At 75.8% G+C, this 15,834-nt stretch carries 17 protein-coding genes and 1 pseudogene; 10 read left to right on the top strand and 8 right to left on the bottom strand.

Annotated elements, in window-relative coordinates; translation table 11 throughout:
• Positions 1-26: 26 nt before the first annotated feature.
• Positions 27-1,217 (top strand): SfnB family sulfur acquisition oxidoreductase, encoded by a 1,191-nt coding sequence (locus tag F593_RS0118610; RefSeq protein WP_022930253.1) that lies wholly within the window; start codon positions 27-29, stop codon positions 1,215-1,217.
• Between the two features lie 57 nt (positions 1,218-1,274).
• A complete protein-coding gene (locus F593_RS0118605) occupies positions 1,275-2,777 on the top strand; it encodes a GGDEF domain-containing protein (protein ID WP_157251969.1) in 1,503 nt (500 codons plus the stop codon).
• A gap of 13 nt (positions 2,778-2,790) precedes the next feature.
• On the opposite strand, the gene F593_RS0118600 is transcribed toward F593_RS0118605, so the two are convergent.
• Complete coding sequence (locus F593_RS0118600) at positions 2,791-4,161, bottom strand: NAD-dependent succinate-semialdehyde dehydrogenase (RefSeq protein WP_022930251.1); 1,371 nt, start codon at positions 4,159-4,161, stop codon at positions 2,791-2,793.
• 211 nt (positions 4,162-4,372) lie between these two features.
• Between F593_RS0118600 and rpmB the strand changes: the two genes are divergently transcribed.
• From rpmB to solA, 4 genes are all read left to right on the top strand, one after another.
• A complete protein-coding gene (rpmB, locus tag F593_RS0118595) occupies positions 4,373-4,609 on the top strand; it encodes a 50S ribosomal protein L28 (RefSeq protein ID WP_022930250.1) in 237 nt (78 codons plus the stop codon).
• The gene (rpmG, locus tag F593_RS28815) at positions 4,609-4,773 is read left to right on the top strand and encodes a 50S ribosomal protein L33 (protein ID WP_022930249.1); all 165 of its coding nucleotides are present in this window, start codon (positions 4,609-4,611) and stop codon (positions 4,771-4,773) included. The genes rpmB and rpmG overlap by 1 nt, the downstream gene beginning before the upstream one ends.
• Positions 4,774-4,775: 2 nt before the next feature.
• A complete protein-coding gene (locus tag F593_RS0118585) occupies positions 4,776-5,345 on the top strand; it encodes a hypothetical protein (RefSeq protein WP_022930248.1) in 570 nt (189 codons plus the stop codon).
• An 89-nt stretch (positions 5,346-5,434) separates the two neighbouring features.
• Positions 5,435-6,589, top strand: coding sequence for an N-methyl-L-tryptophan oxidase (solA, locus tag F593_RS0118580; protein ID WP_022930247.1), 1,155 nt, complete (start codon positions 5,435-5,437; stop codon positions 6,587-6,589).
• Positions 6,590-6,595: 6 nt separating this feature from the next.
• Here solA and F593_RS26595 read toward each other — a convergent pair whose 3' ends face one another.
• The 3 genes from F593_RS26595 to F593_RS0118565 form a co-directional block, all read right to left on the bottom strand.
• Positions 6,596-7,771 carry a glycosyltransferase family 2 protein gene (locus F593_RS26595; RefSeq protein ID WP_051160590.1) on the bottom strand — a complete coding sequence of 392 codons (1,176 nt, stop codon included), beginning with the start codon at positions 7,769-7,771 and terminating at the stop codon, positions 6,596-6,598.
• Positions 7,768-8,712 (bottom strand): glycosyltransferase family protein, encoded by a 945-nt coding sequence (locus tag F593_RS26590; RefSeq protein ID WP_169449225.1) that lies wholly within the window; start codon positions 8,710-8,712, stop codon positions 7,768-7,770. Before F593_RS26590 ends, F593_RS26595 begins: the two co-directional genes overlap by 4 nt.
• Before the next feature lie 143 nt (positions 8,713-8,855).
• Positions 8,856-9,770, bottom strand: a complete 915-nt coding sequence (locus F593_RS0118565; protein WP_022930246.1) for a WcbI family polysaccharide biosynthesis putative acetyltransferase — start codon at positions 9,768-9,770, stop codon at positions 8,856-8,858.
• Positions 9,771-9,858: 88 nt separating this feature from the next.
• Here F593_RS0118565 and F593_RS0118560 point away from each other — a divergent pair, with 88 nt between their 5' ends.
• Complete coding sequence (locus tag F593_RS0118560) at positions 9,859-10,980, top strand: glycosyltransferase (protein WP_022930245.1); 1,122 nt, start codon at positions 9,859-9,861, stop codon at positions 10,978-10,980.
• Positions 10,981-11,015: 35 nt separating this feature from the next.
• On the opposite strand, the gene F593_RS0118555 is transcribed toward F593_RS0118560, so the two are convergent.
• On the bottom strand, positions 11,016-11,873 hold the full coding sequence (locus tag F593_RS0118555; RefSeq protein ID WP_022930244.1) for an NmrA family NAD(P)-binding protein: 858 nt from the start codon (positions 11,871-11,873) through the stop codon (positions 11,016-11,018).
• 80 nt (positions 11,874-11,953) lie between these two features.
• Here F593_RS0118555 and F593_RS0118550 point away from each other — a divergent pair, with 80 nt between their 5' ends.
• Entirely contained in the window at positions 11,954-12,916 is a 963-nt protein-coding gene (locus F593_RS0118550; RefSeq protein WP_022930243.1) for an AraC family transcriptional regulator, read from the top strand.
• A gap of 24 nt (positions 12,917-12,940) precedes the next feature.
• Here the strand turns inward: F593_RS0118550 and F593_RS0118545 are convergent, their stop codons facing one another.
• Positions 12,941-13,750: an SDR family NAD(P)-dependent oxidoreductase gene (locus F593_RS0118545; RefSeq protein WP_022930242.1), complete on the bottom strand. Its 810-nt coding sequence runs from the start codon at positions 13,748-13,750 to the stop codon at positions 12,941-12,943.
• A gap of 102 nt (positions 13,751-13,852) precedes the next feature.
• A complete protein-coding gene (locus tag F593_RS0118540) occupies positions 13,853-14,527 on the bottom strand; it encodes a GntR family transcriptional regulator (RefSeq protein WP_022930241.1) in 675 nt (224 codons plus the stop codon).
• A 48-nt stretch (positions 14,528-14,575) separates the two neighbouring features.
• Here F593_RS0118540 and F593_RS0118535 point away from each other — a divergent pair, with 48 nt between their 5' ends.
• Both F593_RS0118535 and F593_RS0118530 read left to right on the top strand, forming a co-directional pair.
• A complete protein-coding gene (locus F593_RS0118535; protein ID WP_022930240.1) occupies positions 14,576-15,133 on the top strand; it encodes a YbhB/YbcL family Raf kinase inhibitor-like protein in 558 nt (185 codons plus the stop codon).
• Between the two features lie 41 nt (positions 15,134-15,174).
• Entirely contained in the window at positions 15,175-15,504 is a 330-nt protein-coding gene (locus F593_RS0118530) for a YnfA family protein (protein WP_022930239.1), read from the top strand.
• 108 nt (positions 15,505-15,612) lie between these two features.
• Here F593_RS0118530 and F593_RS30460 read toward each other — a convergent pair.
• Positions 15,613-15,834: pseudogene (locus tag F593_RS30460) on the bottom strand (hypothetical protein); the annotation flags it as partial.

Below are 15,834 nucleotides of genomic sequence, written 5' to 3'. Positions count from 1 at the left end.
CGGCTCCGCGTGCGACCATCCCGTCCGTGCCGGTGCTGAGGACGGACGAGGAAGCCCTGGACGCCGCGCGCGCCCTGGCCGACGAGCTGCGGCCGGGGGCCGCGGACCGCGACCGCGCGGGCGGGGTGCCGCGCGAGGCGCTGGCGGCGCTCGACGCGAGTGGCCTGATCGGCATCACGGTGCCGCCCGAGCACGGGGGCGCCGGCGTCTCCCACGCGACGCTCGCCGAGGTCATCCGGCTGATCGCCGCCGCCGACCCGTCGATCGCGCAGGGCCCGCAGGCGCACTTCCTCTTCGTCGACGTGCTGCGCCAGCTCGGCACGCCGGAGCAGCAGGCGACCCTGTTCGCCGAGGTGCTCGACGGTCGACGGCTCGGCAACGCGCTGGCCGAGCGCGGCACGAAGCACGCGATGGCGCTCGGCACCACCCTGGCCCCGGACGCCGACGGGGTGCTGCGCCTGGACGGCACGAAGTACTACTGCACGGGCGCGGCGACGAGCCACCGGATCGCGGTCTCCGCCGTCGACCCCCAGGGCGACGTGGTCGTCGCGTTCGTCCTCCGCGACGCCCCGGGGGTGACCGTGGAAGAGGACTGGAACGCCATGGGGCAGCGGGCCACGGCCAGCGGCACCACGACACTCCAAGCCGCCGAAGTCGATCCGGCCCTGCTCCTGCCGTACGGCCGCGCCTACGCCGGCCCGCAGCTGCTCGGCGCCCGCGCCCAGCTGGTGCACGCGGCCATCGAGGTCGGGATCGCGGGCGGGGCGTTCGCCGACGCCGTCACCTTCGTGCGCGAGAAGAGCCGCCCGTACTTCGAGGCGGCCGGCGCGGGCTACGAGCGCGCGAGCGACGACCCGCACGTCCTGCACCGCACGGGCGAGCTGTCCGCGCGGCTGCACGCGGCGGAGGGCCTCCTCGAGCGCGCGGCGCGCGTGCTCGACGGCCTGCCCCACGTGCCGGCGACCCGCGAGGAGGCCGCACGCGGCTCGCTCGCGGTGGCCGAGGCCAAGGCGTTCGGCTCCGAGGCCGCGGTGGCGATCGCCTCCGAGCTCTTCGCCCTGACGGGCGCGAGCGCCACGGACGACAAGTACGACCTGCACCGTCACTGGCGCAACGCGCGCACGCACTCCGTGCACGACCCGATCCGGTGGAAGTACCACCACGTCGGCGCCGGCGTCCTGAACGACGCGGTGCCGCCGAACCACGGGCAGATCTGAGGGCCCGCCGGACGGCGGATTCAGGCGCGCGCCAACGCCGCCGATCACTCAGGGGTGGTGGCCCGTCCTCACATCGCTCCGTTCCGTCTGGCGTGCGCAACGCTCGTCCTCTTCGCCCTGGCAGAGATCGCCCGCCGCGTGGTGGGCTGGAAGCCCGACGCCCTGGGCGTCCTGCTCGACCCGGGCGTGACGCTGGCGATCGAGTTCTGCGCCGCCATCGCCATCGTGCTGCGGGTGGTGCTGCGCGCGGAGGACCGGCTCGCGTGGGCTGCACTCGCGGGGTACGTCGTGCTGACGGCCCTCGGCGAGCTGGGTTGGGCGCTGTCGTTCGACGCGCTCGTCGAGCCGCCCATCCCGAACTGGACGGACGGCCCATACCTGTCGGCCTACGTCTTCGCCGCGGCCGGCCTGGGGTTGCTCCTGCGGGCCCAGGTCGGTGGGCACGTGCGGCGGACCCTCTACCTCGACGGGCTCATCGCCGGCCTGTCCATCACGGCCGTCTGCGCCGCGGTCGTGCTCTCCCCGGCGGGGACCCCCGCCAGCGGGGCCGGGTTCGAGCGGATCGTGACCACGGCCTACCCCGTGTGCGACCTGGTGCTGCTCGGACTCATCGGCGCGGCCTACGGCGTGCGGGGATGGCGCGTCGGAAGCACCTGGCTGACGCTGGGGGCCGCCCTCGCCGTCGTCGCGGTCGGCGACGCGGCGTTCTGGTGGGCGACGGCGCGCGACGTCTACCCGCAGACGGACTGGATCGACGGCACCTGGCCGCTGAGCCTGGCGCTGCTGGCCTGGGCGGCCTGGCGACCGGCGGAGCCGCTTCCCCTCCAGGCCCGTGCGGACTACGGGGTCATCGAGGTGCCCCTGGCGTTCGCCGGGATCTCCCTCGCGGTGCTCCTGGGAGCGGCGTTGTACGCGGTCGGGCTGATGGCGATCGTCGCGGCCGCGGCGGCGCTGCTGGTCACGGGCGCGCGGGCGTGGCTCACGCACCGCGAGAACGTGCGGCTGCTCCTGGCGAGCCGGCGCGAGGCGTACGAGGACGGCCTGACGGGGCTGCCGAACCGCCGGCGGCTCATGCGCGACCTCGACCTCGCGTTCACCCGGGGCACCGGACCGTCCACCCTCGTGTTCCTCGACCTGGACGGCTTCAAGGCCTACAACGACGCCCACGGACACCTCGCCGGCGACAGCCTGCTGGTGCAGATGGGCTGCGCGCTGCGCGACGCGGTCGCCGACGGCGGCGCCGCCTACCGGCTCGGCGGCGACGAGTTCTGCATGCTGCTGCCGGGCGCCGTCACGGCCCGCGACCCCCGGATCGCCGGCGTGGTGCAGGCGCTGCACGGGACGGGGGAGGACGCCGTCGGGGTGGGGGCGTCCTCCGGGGTCGTCGTGCTGCCGCGGGAGGCCGGGTCGCCCACGGCCGCCCTGCGGCTCGCGGACACCCGGATGTACGACGACAAGAGCTTCCGGCGCCGCCTGCGGCCCGAGACGATGGGCCACGGGCGGGTCGCCGATCCTCCGGCGCCGGGCGACCGACGAGCCGGGCTCGGCCCGTCGGTGTAGCGGGGCCCGAGGGTCAGCCCGCGACGCGGATGAGCTTCTTGTTCACGAACTCGTCCGCACCGAAGCGGCCGAGCTCGCGGCCGAAGCCCGAGCCCTTCACGCCACCGAAGGGCAGCTCGGCGCCCTCGGCGCCGACGGCGTTGATGAAGACCATGCCGGCCTCGATCTGGTCGGCCACGCGCAGGGCCTGGTCGCTGTCGTCCGTGAAGATGTACGAGCCGAGACCGAACTCCGTGTCGTTCGCGAGCTCGACGGCCTCGGCCTCAGAGCTCACGCGGTAGACCTGGGCGACCGGGCCGAAGAACTCCTCCTTGTAGGCGGGGTTCTCGGGCGTGATGTCGGTCAGGACGGCGGTGTTGAAGAAGTTGCCGTCGCGACCGCCACCGGCGACGAGCTTCGCGCCGTTCTCCGTCGCGCGCTTGACCTGGTCCTCCAGGTTGTCCGCGGCGTTGGCGGAGGAGAGCGGTCCGAGCTCGGTGTCCTCCTTCGTCGGGTCGCCCGGCTGGACGGCCGAGAGGGCCTTCGTGAACTTCTCGAGGAACGGCTCGTAGAGCTCGTCGACCACGATGAAGCGCTTCGCGGCGTTGCAGGCCTGGCCGCCGTTGTCGATGCGGCCGCCCACGGCGGACTCGACGACGGAGTCGAGGTCGTCCGTGCCGAGCAGGATGAACGGGTCGGAGCCGCCGAGCTCGAGGACGACCTTCTTCAGGTTGCGCCCGGCGATCTCGGCGACCGCGGCGCCGGCGCGGCCGGAACCGGTGAGCGAGACGCCCTGCACGCGCGGGTCGCCGATGACCGTCTCGATCTGCTCGTTCGTCGCGTAGATGTTGATGTAGGCGTCGGCGGGGAGGCCGGCGTCCTGGAAGATCTGCTCGAGCGCCGCGGCCGACTCCGGGCACTGCGGGGCGTGCTTGAGCAGGATCGTGTTGCCGATCAGCAGGTTCGGGCCGGCGAACCGGGCCACCTGGTAGTACGGGAAGTTCCACGGCATGATGCCCAGCAGCACGCCGAGCGAGGAGCGGCGGATGAACGCGGAGCCCTCGCCCTCGAGCAGGTCGATCGGCTCGTCCTTGAGCAGGTCCTCCGCGCGGTCGGCGTAGTACTCGTAGATCGCGACGCAGAAGTCGACCTCGCCGAGCGACTGCTCGATCGGCTTGCCCATCTCGCGCACGATGATCTCCGCGAGCTCCTGGCGACGCTCCTGGTGCAGCTCGCCGACGCGGCGGATGACCTGCGCGCGGTCCTGCACGCCCGTCTCCTTGCTCCAGCCGTGGTGGGCGGCGTGGGCGCGACCGATGGCCGCCTCCAGATCCGCGTCACTGATGGTGGGGTAGGTCTTGATCGTCTCGCCCGTCGCCGGGTCGATCACCGCGTAGTCGGCCATGAAGCTCTCCTTGGTGCTGATGTCCCCATCATCAAAGCACCTGGAGGTGGGGCCGCGCGAGGAATTCCCGCCGGCCGCCGGGTCGGCGCGGCAGCGGGGGCGGCGTTTGCCCTCGATCGGCCGGAACGCCGGGCGACACGGGCACCAATTAATGAGACTGAGTCTCGTTCCGATATAGTGGGACGCTCCGCCCCCTACCCAGCACCTCCCCATGTCGCTCACCTGCCAGGTCACCGGCGCCCGCCCGCGGTCCGGAAACTCCGTCCCCCACAGCCAGCACAAGACGAAGCGCTGGTTCAGGGTCAACATCCAGAAGAAGCGGTACTTCGTGCCGAGCGAGAACCGCTGGATCCGGCTGACGGTCAGCGCCCGCGGGCAGAAGGTCATCGACCGGCGCGGGATCGACCGGGTCGTGAAGGAGATGCGGGCCCGCGGGGAGCGGATCTGATGGCACGCGGCGACGTCCGGATCCAGGTCAAGCTCGTCTCGACGGCCGGGACCGGGACGACATACATGACGACGAAGAACAAGCGCAACACCGCCGAGCGGCTCGAGCTCCGCAAGTTCGACAAGCGCACGCGGAAGATCGAGGTCTTCCGCGAGTCGCGCTGAACATGCACGCCCCGCCCGTCGACGCCCGCACCTGCCTGGCCCACGCCCGCGACGCCCCGGGCGGGCGGACCACCCTGGCCCGGCTGCTCGAGGCGCAGTTCCACCACATGGGCCGCGACGTGACGCACCCGGAGGGGAACCTGCTGCCCCGGATGGGCTTCGCCCGGCAGGCCGCGCCGGCCGGACGACGGACGGCCGTGACCCGCTACGTGCTGCGCCACGGCGCGACGCTCGTGGCGGTCTGGCCCTTCGCCCTCTGCATCGGCGACCAGCGCGGCGCCGCGCTCCTGCCGCGGCGGGGCCGCGCGTCGTGGTGGCCGCTGGCGTCGCAGCCCGACTGCTTCACGGCCCGCGAGCTGGCGGCGGTCCGCGCGGGCTGCACCGCCTGCCCGGACCCGCTCGTCCACCGGGCGCTGCTGTGGCTGGCGGAGTACGAGCAGACCGTCGACGGGCTGGTGGGCACCGCTCACCGCGAGCCGGCCGAGGTGAGCGCCCGCGCCCGCCCGGGCGAGGGGTACGCGCTGCACGCGTCCTGGCGCACCCACGCCGAAGCGCTGGCCGCGGCCGCCTGAGGCGCGCGGCCCGCGTGGCCCCGGAGCCCGCGTGCCCCCTGAGCCCGCGCGTCACGCGGTGGCCGCGGCCGGTGCGCTACACCGTGGGCATGAGCCCGGTCCGCGACGTCGACCACCTCGTCGTCGGACTCGGCGTCCTCGGCAGCGCGGCCGCGTACCGCCTGGCGAGCGAGGCCGCGGGGACGGTCGTGGCGCTCGAGCAGCACGAGCCGGGGCACGCGCACGGCTCGTCCCACGGCGACTCGCGGCTGTTCCGGCTGGCGCACGAGTCGCCGGCCGACGTGGCGTTGGCCCGGGCGGCATACGACGCGTGGCTGGCGGTCGGGGCCGAGGCGGGTGAGGAGCTGCTGGTCGAGTCCGGGGTCGTCTCGTTCTTCCCCCTGGGGGCCGCGGCCGAGGCCGACCGGCTCGCCGCGGGACTCGCGGACGCGGGCGAGACGAGCGAGCGGCTCGACGGCCGGGCGGTGCGCGAGCGGTGGCCGGCGTTCGGGGTCCCCGACGACGTGCCGGCGCTCTTCGAGCCGCGGGCCGGCGTGGTCCGCGCCGACCGGGCCGTGGCGGCGTTCGCGCGGCTGGCCGCCGACCACGGGGCGGAGCTCGTGCCGCACGCGCCCGTCCGCCGCATCGCGCCGGACGGCGAGCGCTACCTCGTCCACACCGACGACGCGACCTACCGCGCCGCGCGGGTCGTCCTCGCGGCCGGGGCCTGGACCGCCGCGCTCGCGGCCGACCTGGGGCTCGACCTCGAGGTGCGCGTGACGCAGGAGCAGGTCGTCTACTTCCCCCAGGAGGACCCGGAGCGGTTCGCGCCCGCGGTGCAGCCCGGGTGGATCCGGTACGGCGCGGAGGCGTTCTACGGGTTCCCGGACCTGGGCCCGACGGGGGTGAAGGCCGCGCAGCACCTCGGCGGGTTCGACGTCACCGCCGACACCCGCACCTACGACCCGGACCCGGCGAACCTCGACCGGGTCGTCGCCGCCGTCCGCGACGTGCTGCCGGGGGTGCCGTCCGGACCGCCGCGCACGGTGAGCTGCCTGTACGCCCTGACCTCCGACGGGGAGTTCCTGGTCGACACCGTGCCGGGGCACCCGGGCGTGGCGCTGGCGATCGGTTGCGGCCACGGGTTCAAGTTCGCGCCGCTGCTGGGGCAGGCCCTGGCCGACCTGGCGCAGCACGGCAGCACCGGGGTCGACGTCGGGCGGTTCTCGCTCGTGCGGCGCGGGTCGGGTGGCGACGCGGAGTAGGGCGGCTCAGCGCGCGAACCAGCGCTCGAGCTGCAGGTCCTCCGGCAGCACGGGCTGCGCGTCCAGCGGACCCGCCTCCTGGCCGCGCGCCTCGTCGCGCGGGGAGCGGACGAAGGCCTGGGTGCTTCGGGCCGGGGCGCTCCGCTGCCACGTCTCGAGGGTGTCCGCGTCGGCGGCGACGGGCGCGAACAGGTCGACGACGAGCTCGCAGCGTCCGAGCACGGCGGCGCTCGGCAGGCCGGGGCGGATCCGCGGGTCGGGGACGGGGGAGGGGTCGTCGGTGCCGAGCCAGATCCCGACGTCGCCCGCGGCCAGGAGCCCCTCGCAGCACGCCACGCGCACGGCGTCGGGCACGTCGGCCGGGAGCGCCAGGCGCACGACGAACCGGGGGTAGGGCCAGAGCAACCCGCGGCCGCGCAGCGCCGGGTCCGTGAGCAGGCCCGCGATCCGCAGCGTCTCCGCGTTCTTCACGGCCGCGAGGTCGCCGGGGCGGCCGGCGAAGTCGGGACCGTCGTGCCACGCGACGGCGCGGCGGGCGTGGACGAAGTCGGCACCCGCGAGCCAGCAGCGCCGGGCGAGCTCCCAGTCCTCGCCGCCGTAGCGGTTGAGCTCCTCGGCGAACCCGCCGACCCGCAGGAACAGCTCCCGCGGGCAAGCCATCACCGCGCTGATCACGAACCGGTACGAGCGCAGGTCGGAGTCGCGCAGGTCGTCCGAGGCCGCGTAGCCGTGCTCGAGCCACTCGGGGGCGGGCAGCTCGGGCGGGGCGGGCGCCCCCGTCGTGAGCCAGCGGCGGAGCGCGGCCGCGTCGAACCCCGAGAGGTCCGCGTGGCGCCGGCGACCGACGGCCAGACGGCGGCCGTCGCAGGCGTCGAGGAGCTCGGCGAGGTACGCGGGCTCGGGGACGGTGTCGCCGTCGAGGAAGACGAGGACCTGCCCCGTGCCGGCCCGCGCGCCGAGGTTGCGCGCCGTGCCGGGCCGCGCGCCCAGGTCGTCCTGGCGGACCGTGCAGACCGCATAGGGCCGCTCCCCGGTGATGGGCGGGTGCGGCGAGCCGTCGTCGGCCACGACCACCTCGAAGTCGCCCGCGGGCAGCGTCTGCAGCTCGAGCGCCGCGAGCACGAGGTCCAGGCAGCGCTGGTCCTCGAAGAAGGGGACGACGACGGTGGCGCGTACGCTCATGCCGCCCGCCCCGCCGACGGAGCGGCCCAGGCGGCGAGGACGGCGTCCTGGGCCGCCGCGGCCTCCGCGGTCGTCGGGCCGACGGCCACGTCGGCGGGGAGCACCGTCGACGCCGGGTCGTCCAGCGCGGCGGTGACGGCGGCGGCGAGGTCGTCCGCCACGACGAGCGCAGCCGGCAGCCGCTCCGCCGTCTCCCGCGCGTAGGCACCGGCGGCCGCGATCGGCCGGCGGCCGGCGGCCATCCACGTGCCGAGGGACGCCGACGCCGACACGTGCCGGTGGGGCAGGACGGGGACCGCCACGCGCGCGGCCTCCTGGAGCAGGGTCATGTCGTCGAGGTACCCCGTGCAGCGGAACCCGACGCCGAGTGCGGCGCAGCGGGCGGCGAGCTCGGCGTCGAGGCCCTCGTGGCCGGCTGAGACGGCGCCGAGCGCGACGAGGGTCGTCGGGCGGCCCACGCCGGCGAGCAACTCGGCCAGCTCGGCGTGGCCCTTCCCCGGATAGAGCCAGCCGAGGACGCCGACGGTCGGCTCCGGCCCGGGGGCCGCCGCGACCTGCCGGGCGTCGATCGCGAGCGGGAGCACGTGGTCCGCGTCGCCGCCGAGTGCGCGCAGGCCGCCCCGCTCGTGGGCGCTCGAGACGACGACGAGGTCGGCGGCGGCGCACAGCTCGACGTAGACGGCCGACCGGCGCCGGAACCGCGCCTCGCCCTCCGCGGCTTGCGGCACGTCGTGGAGCGTGATCGCGACCCGGCGGCCGGCGGCGAGCTCACGCAGCGCGTCGACCGGGTCGGCCCCGAGCAGGTTGTCCGTCAGGTGCAGGTGCAGCAGCGGGGCCGCGTCCGGGGCGGGCAGGAGCGCCCGCGCGGCGCGGGCGTCGTCGACGTCGCGCAGCGCGGCGACGCGGGTCCGCGGCCGGCCGGCGGACAGTGCGAGGGCCACGCCCGTCACGCCGTGGGCGCCGTCGCCGAGGACGACATGGTGGACAGGAGGCGCGCCGCTGTCCGAGCCGCCGAGGGTCTGGCCTGCGCGCCCCGGGGCCACAGGGGTCGGGTCGCCACTCGGGGTCGGTGCGCCCGACGCGCTCACAGGCCCAGCGCCTCGATCGTGGCCGCGTAGCGGCGCAGGGCCGCCTCGACCACCGGTGCGCGGTCGGCGTACCAACCCGCCTGCGTCTCGGCGACCTCGTCCTCGGTGAGCTGCCGCCCGCCGACGTCCCACTCCGGCACGGCGTGGGCGACGTCGAGCCCGAGCGCGTCGAGCACCTCGGGACGGATCGGCGCGCGGACGGACGCCAGCAGGGTCCGCCCCGGGTCGCGCGCGGCGTCGCCCAGGCCGGCGGAGGCCATGATCCGGCCCGCGAGGGGGACGAGCACGGCGTTGCCGGGGTGGTTGACGGTGATCATGGCCTCCGCGCCCGCGGCCTCGACGAGGTCGCTGGCGACGACGGTGCCGCCCTCGCGCTCGCGCCGGGCGAGCTCGTCGAGGGAGAGCCGCGCGACGGCCCGAAAGCCCTCCGGGGCGAAGTGGCCGACCGGCCGGGCGCTGCCGCGCGCGACGGCCAGGATCGTGCGCAGGTCGTGGTAGGGCACCGCGGGCGGGTCCCCCATCCACGGCGTGCGGACGAGGGCCGCCCACGGGTGCAGGCCGGTGTGGCGGACGACGGGGATCCGCACGAGGCGGGCCCGCGGCGCGCGGGCCGCGAGCTGCGCGGTGCCCAGCGGCAGCTCGCGGTAGTCGTCGCGCACGGGCTGGCTCACCAGGACCTCGGCGCGGGCGAGCAGGCGGTCGAGGTGCGGCAGGTCGTCCTGCTCGAGCTCGTGCACCGGCGGCACGCGCACCGCGACGACCTGGTCGGTCGACGCCTCGACGACCACGCGCAGCGACTCGGCCTGGCAGTTGCCGTGGATCAGCAGCAGCGGGCGGTCCTCCGGGACGGGATCGAGCCCGTAGAATCCGCCGTAGTGGCGCCGTCGGGCATCTGCATTCGAGGGCGTCACGAGACGGCGAATCTACGCGACCGGGCCGGCCTGCCCGCTCCCGCGCCGTCCCGACGCGCGGCCCGGCTCGAGGGCGCCGCACCCCGCCGTGCCTGATCGCCCCGTCCGCATCGCCGCGGTCCCGGCGCAGCACCCCTACGTCCAGGCCGTCCGCGTGCCCGGCGACGTGGTGCTCGCCGACCCGCCCGTCCCCGGTGCCCCGCCCACGCAGTGGTGGCCGCCGCAGGTCCTGACGCCCGCGTGGCTGCGGGCGCACGCCACGGAGTACGACCTGCTGCACGTGCACTTCGGGACGGAGAGCCTGTCCCTGGACGCGCTGGCCGCGGCGCTGAGCAGCCTGCGCGAGCTCGGGCGGCCGCTCGTCCACACCGTCCACGACCTCGAGCACCCGCACCTCGTCGACCAGGCGCCGCACCGCGCGCACCTCGAGCTGCTGATGCGCGAGGCCGCCGAGCTGCTGACCCTGACGGAGGAGGCCGCCGCCGAGATCGCGCGGCGGTACGGGCGCGAGGCGACCGTCGTTCCGCACCCGCAGATGGCGCCCGACGCGTGGTTCGCCCGAGCGGACGCGGCACGGGAGGACGCGGCGGCGTCGCGTTCCCGCCCGTCGTCCCCGCCCGACGCGACCGCGGAGGACCCGTCGCCCCGCGGGCCTGTGGTCGGCGTGCACCTGCGTAGTCTGCGCGCGAACGTCCGTCCCGGGGCCTGGCTGGCCCGCCTGGCCGCCGAGACCGCCGCGCGGGACGGGGCGCTGCGGGTGCTTGTCAACGACGACGTCCGCGCGGGCACCCCGGCCGACGAGGCGCTCGGGGACCTCCGGCGCGCCCTGGAGCCCCACGGCGCGCACCTCGTCGTGCGCCCGCGCCCGGACGACGACGGCCTGGCCCGGGAGCTCGTCGGCCTCGACGTCTCCGTCCTGCCCTACGCCCACGGCACCCACTCGGGCTGGCTCGAGCTCTGCTGGGACCTCGGCGTACCCGTCCTCTCGCCGGCCGTCGGCGCGATCGCGGGCCAGCACCGCGAGGGGTGGGCGCTCGCCACGTTCGACGCCGCCCGGCCCGCAGCCGTCGGCGCGGCGCTGGACCGGCTCCTGGCCGCCCCGCCCGCCCCGCCCGCCGCCGAGCGGCTGGCCGAGCGGGAGCGGATCGCCGCGGCGAACCACCGGGCGCACACGGCGGTCTACTGGCGGGCGCTCGGCCACGGCGACTGACGCCGCCGGGCCGACGGACCGGCATGGATCGGCGCCTACCCCTCGACGGAGTCCGCCCAGGCCCCCTGCGCGGCGGCCTCCCGGGCGTAGTCCGCGAAGTCGCGGGGCGGGCGGCCCAGGACCGTGCGGACGTCGTCGGTGAGCGTGGCGAGCTCGTCGTGGGCGAGCTTCGCGTAGAGCGCGGCGAACGACCCGATGCCCTCCTCCGGCCAGCCCTGGTCGCGCCCCTCCTGCGCGAACACGTCGGCGCTCACGGGCACGTAGCGCAGCTCTCGGCCCGTGGCCCGGGCGATCTCCGCGGCCGTGTCCCCGAAGGTCATGAGCCGCGGGCCCGTCAGCTCGTAGACCCGTCCCGCATGGTCGGCGTCCAGCAGCGCGGCGACGGCGACGTCCGCGATGTCGTCCGCGTCGATGAAGCCGTCCCGGCCCTGGGCGGTCGGGAGCCGCAGCTCGCCCCGCATGACGGGGTCGCGGAAGAAGTCCTCGCTGAAGTTCTGGAAGAACCAGTGGGCTCGCACGATCGTGCCGTCGAGGTCGGCGTCCAGCACCGCGTGCTCCGCCGCCCGGGCGTCGTCGACGTCCACGGCCCCACCGTTGGGGACCGAGAGCAGCACCGCCCGCCGCACGCCGGACGCGGCCGCCTGACCGACGAGCGCATCGATCTCGTCCGCCGTCGGCCGCAGGCCCGTGCCGAGGTCCGGGGCGACGACGTAGACGGCCGACGCGCCGTCGAGCGCGGGGCCCCACGTCGCGCGGTCGGCCCAGTCGAACCGCGTGGCGCCGGAGCGCGAGGCGGCCCGAGCCGTGACGCCGCGTTCCTCCAGGCCGGCGGCCACCCGCCGCCCCGTCTTCCCCGTGCCGCCCAGGACCAGAACCGTCTGCGTCGTGCTCATGCCTCCACCCAACCAGCGACGAGGCGAGATGGCCATGCCGTGCGCCCTCGGCCGCATGCTCGATCGTCTACGCTCGCCCCGTGGCGCTCGTCTCCCCCGACCGCTCCGACCTGCTCGCGGACCTGCTGGACGGCGTGCGGGCGACGGGGGCGGCCTTCGACCGGTCCGTGCTGCGGGGACCGTGGTCCATGCGGTGCGACGACGGTTCGCCGCTGGCCCTCGTGGTGCCCCTCCGAGGGCCGGTGTGGATCCTGCCCGACGAGGGAGCGCCGGCGCGGGTCGCTCCGGACCAGGTCGCGGTGCTCGCCGGCGGCGCACCGTACGTGGTGACAGGCGATCCGGGCAGTCCACCCGGCTCGGACCTCCGCCGCGACGCCCGCTGCGCGGCACCCGAGTTCCCGGCGGGCGCCGGCGCTGTCGGAGCCCGGCCGGCCGACGAGGACGAGCCCGACGCCTCCGTCCTGCTGACCGGTCGCTACACGGTCGACACGGGGGCGCCCGCCCGGCTCCTGGCGAGCCTCCCGCCGCTCGCCGTGGTCGACGACGTCGAGGAGGATTGCCCGATCAGTCCGGGCGCGCTGGAGATGCTCGCGCATCCTCGGCCCGGCCATCAGGTGCTCCTGGACCGCACGCTCGAGCTCATGCTGATCACCGCCCTGCGGGCGTGGCTGACGCGCCCCGGCGCGGAGGTCCCCGCGTGGTACGCGGCCCACAGCGACCCGGTCGTGGGCCCGGCGCTGCGGCTGATGCACGAGGACCTCGCCCACCCCTGGACCGTCGCCTCGCTCGCCGCCCGGCTGCACGTCTCTCGCGCGGCGCTCGCCAAGCGCTTCGCCGCGCTCGTCGGCCAGCCGCCGATGAGCTACCTGCGCCACCAGCGGCTCGAGCACGTCGCCGAGCTGCTGCGCGACCCCGCCGTGACGCTGGAGACCGCGGCGCAGCGCGTGGGGTTCTCGAGCGCGTTCGCGCTCAGCGCCACGTTCAAGCGCGAGTGCGGGGTGAGCCCGAGCGCGTGGCGCGCCTCGCAGCCGGCGCACGGGTAGGGCGCAGCTCCGCTCCTGCCCCTGTCACTCCGTGCCGACGAGCTCCCGCGTCACCGCGAGCAGCCGCCGACGGAACTCCGGGTCCGCCGCCTCCGGGGCGGAGGCCAGCTCCTGGCGGTCGTAGAACCGCCCCGTGACCCCGTCGAGCGCCGGGTCGTCGGCCAGCCGCAGGGTCGACTCCACCCCGGTCTCGAGCGTGTCGACGGTCCGTCCGCCGCTCTCGCGGACCATCTTCGTCGGCATGAGGCTGCCCGGGTGGAGGCTGTTGATCGTCACCCGGTCGGCGGGAAGCTCCCCTGCGAGGGTGAACCCGTCGGCCACCAGGGCGCGCTTGGACCGGCCGTAGGCGCGGCCCTGGTCGTAGCCGCCCTCCATGGTGAGGTCGTCGAAGTCGACCGGCGAGGTCGAGAGCGACGCCACGTGGACGACCCGAGCCGGGGCCGCCGCGGTCAGGAGGGGCAGGAGCTCGCGGGTCAGCACGAAGGGCGCGAGGTAGTTGACCGCGAAGGTCAGCTCGTGGCCGTCGACGGTCAGCCGGCGGTCCGGGGGCGCGGTGCCGGCGTTGTTGACGAGCACGTCGAGCCGGTCCGTGAGTCCCGCGACCTGCCGCGCGAGGTCCCGGACGCGGTCGAGGTCCCCCAGGTCGGCCACGACCGTGGCGATCTCCGCGCGGGAACCCTCGAGGGTCCGGCGCACGGCTTCGAGCTTGGAGGCGTCGCGGCCGTGGAGGATCAACAGCGTGCCGGGCCGGTCGGCGAGGTGGTCCGCCAGCGCGCGGCCGAGGCCGTCGGTCGCGCCGGTCAGCAGGACGACGCGGGTGGGGGAGGAGGGCATGTCTTCGTCCTTCGGTGGGGTCGGGTGGGGTCGCGGTGATGCGAAGCGGGGCGGGCGGTGGCCGGTCGGGCACCGTGAGGTGTGGGTCGCGGGCGGGCCGGGTCAGGCGTGGCGGGTTCGTGCGAGCTGGTCGACCGTCTGCCCGACGTGCGCGACGAGCAGGTCGGCCGCGGCGTCGGTGTCGCGCGCCAGGGCGGCGCGCTCGAGGGCGAGGTGCTCGCCCGCCCGATCGTCGCCCGGAAGCCGGCTGATGAACCACCGGCGGGCCAACTCGCTCGCGACCCAGAGCCGGTCGAAGGTCGCAAGCAGGACGTCGTTCTCGCACGCGTCGAGCAGGGTCCGGTGGAACGTGCGGTGCGCCTCGGACCATGCGTCCGCTGCATCCCGGTCCTCCTCGTCGGTCGCCGGCGGAGTTCCGGCGAGCCGGTGGTACGCGGCCCGCACGCGGACCTCCCACTCCAGGTCGCCGCGCTCGATCGCGAGCCGGAGCATGGCCGGCTCGACGACTGCCCGCGCCTCGGCCACGCGCCGCCAGTGGCCGGCGTCGACGGTCGGCACCGCGAACCCGCGGTTGCGGTGACGCTCCGCCAGGCCTTCCCCGACGAGGCGCAGCAGCGCCTCGCGGACTGCCGCGAGGCTCACCGCGTGACCCGTCGCGAGCTCCTGGGGGCGCAGCGGCTCGCCGGGCGCGACGTCGCCGTGGATGACGGCGTCGCGCAACGCGACGTAGACGCGCTCGGACGGCGAGCGCTTCCCGGGGTCGGTCGGATCGGCCATGGAACGCAGTCTAGTACAGATAATCGATTATCTGTATGGTGATCGATCATGACCACGACCCAGCAGCACAAGAACAACCCCTACGCCCGTCACCCGGAGGTGCCGAGCTTCACCGTCACGAGCACGTCGGTCCGCGACGGCGAGCGCCTCCCGCTGGCCCAGCACTCCGGCCTCTCCGGCGTGCCCGGCGGCCAGGACGCCTCGCCCCAGCTCTCTTGGAGTGGCGCGCCGGCCGGCACCCGCGGCTACGCCGTCACCGTCATCGATCCCGACGCGCCGACCGGCTCCGGCCTCTGGCACTGGGCCGTCGCGAACCTGCCGGCGACGACCACCTCGCTGCCCGAGGGCGCGGGGGACGAGAGCGGCGCGGCGCTGCCCCCGTCGGCGGTGCAGCTCCCGAACGACCTGCGCCTGGCGCGGTTCGTCGGTGCCGCCCCGCCGGCCGGCCACGGCGAGCACCGGTACGTCGTCGCCGTCCACGCGCTCGACGTCGACGACATCGGCGTCGCGGCCGACGCGACCCCCGCCGTGCTCGGCTTCACGATGCTCGCTCACACGCTGGGCCGGGCGACGCTCGTGGCGACCGCCGAGACGCCGGCGGCCTGACCGCCCCGGCGCGCGGTCCCGGGCCGTCTACGATCGGCCGGGTGACCGGCCGCTCCATCGCCCTCTTCGTCGTCGCGGCACTGTTCGAGATCGGCGGGGCGTGGCTCGTCTGGCAGGGCCTGCGCGAGCACCGCGGGCTGCTGTGGGTCGGCGGCGGCGTGGTGGCGCTCGGGCTCTACGGGCTCGTGGCGACGCTGCAACCCGACGCGGAATTCGGCCGCATCCTCGCCGCGTACGGCGGGGTCTTCGTGGCCGGCTCGCTCGCCTGGGGCGTGGTCGTCGACGGCTTCCGTCCCGACCGGTGGGATCTCGCCGGCGCGGCGGTCTGCCTGGCCGGGGTCGGCCTGATCATGTACGCGCCGCGGGGTTGAGGCCCGGGGGCGCTCGCCGGCCGGACCGGCAGGCGGCGCGCGGGCCGAGGCCCGCGCGCAGGTGCGCGGGGCGCCCTGGTGGGCCCGCCCGAGGCGGGCCCTCGGGTGCTAGCGGTCGCCGCGCTCGCTGTTGGAGCCGCCATCGAAGTACGGCTCGCGGCTGCCGGACTTGGCCAGGCCGCGGCTGATGAAGTACGCGCCGGCGACGATGGACACGTAGAGCCAGGCCTGGCGGGCGACGAACTCGTCCGTGCCCTCGGTGTCGCCGCCCTTGATGAGCGCGGCGCTCACCAGGATGCCGACGATCACGGCGATCATCGCGAAGAACTC

This window comes from Patulibacter americanus DSM 16676 (genome assembly GCF_000420025.1).
Classification (GTDB): Bacteria; Actinomycetota; Thermoleophilia; order Solirubrobacterales; family Solirubrobacteraceae; genus Patulibacter; species Patulibacter americanus.
This window is presented reverse-complemented; position numbering and strand designations above follow the sequence as displayed.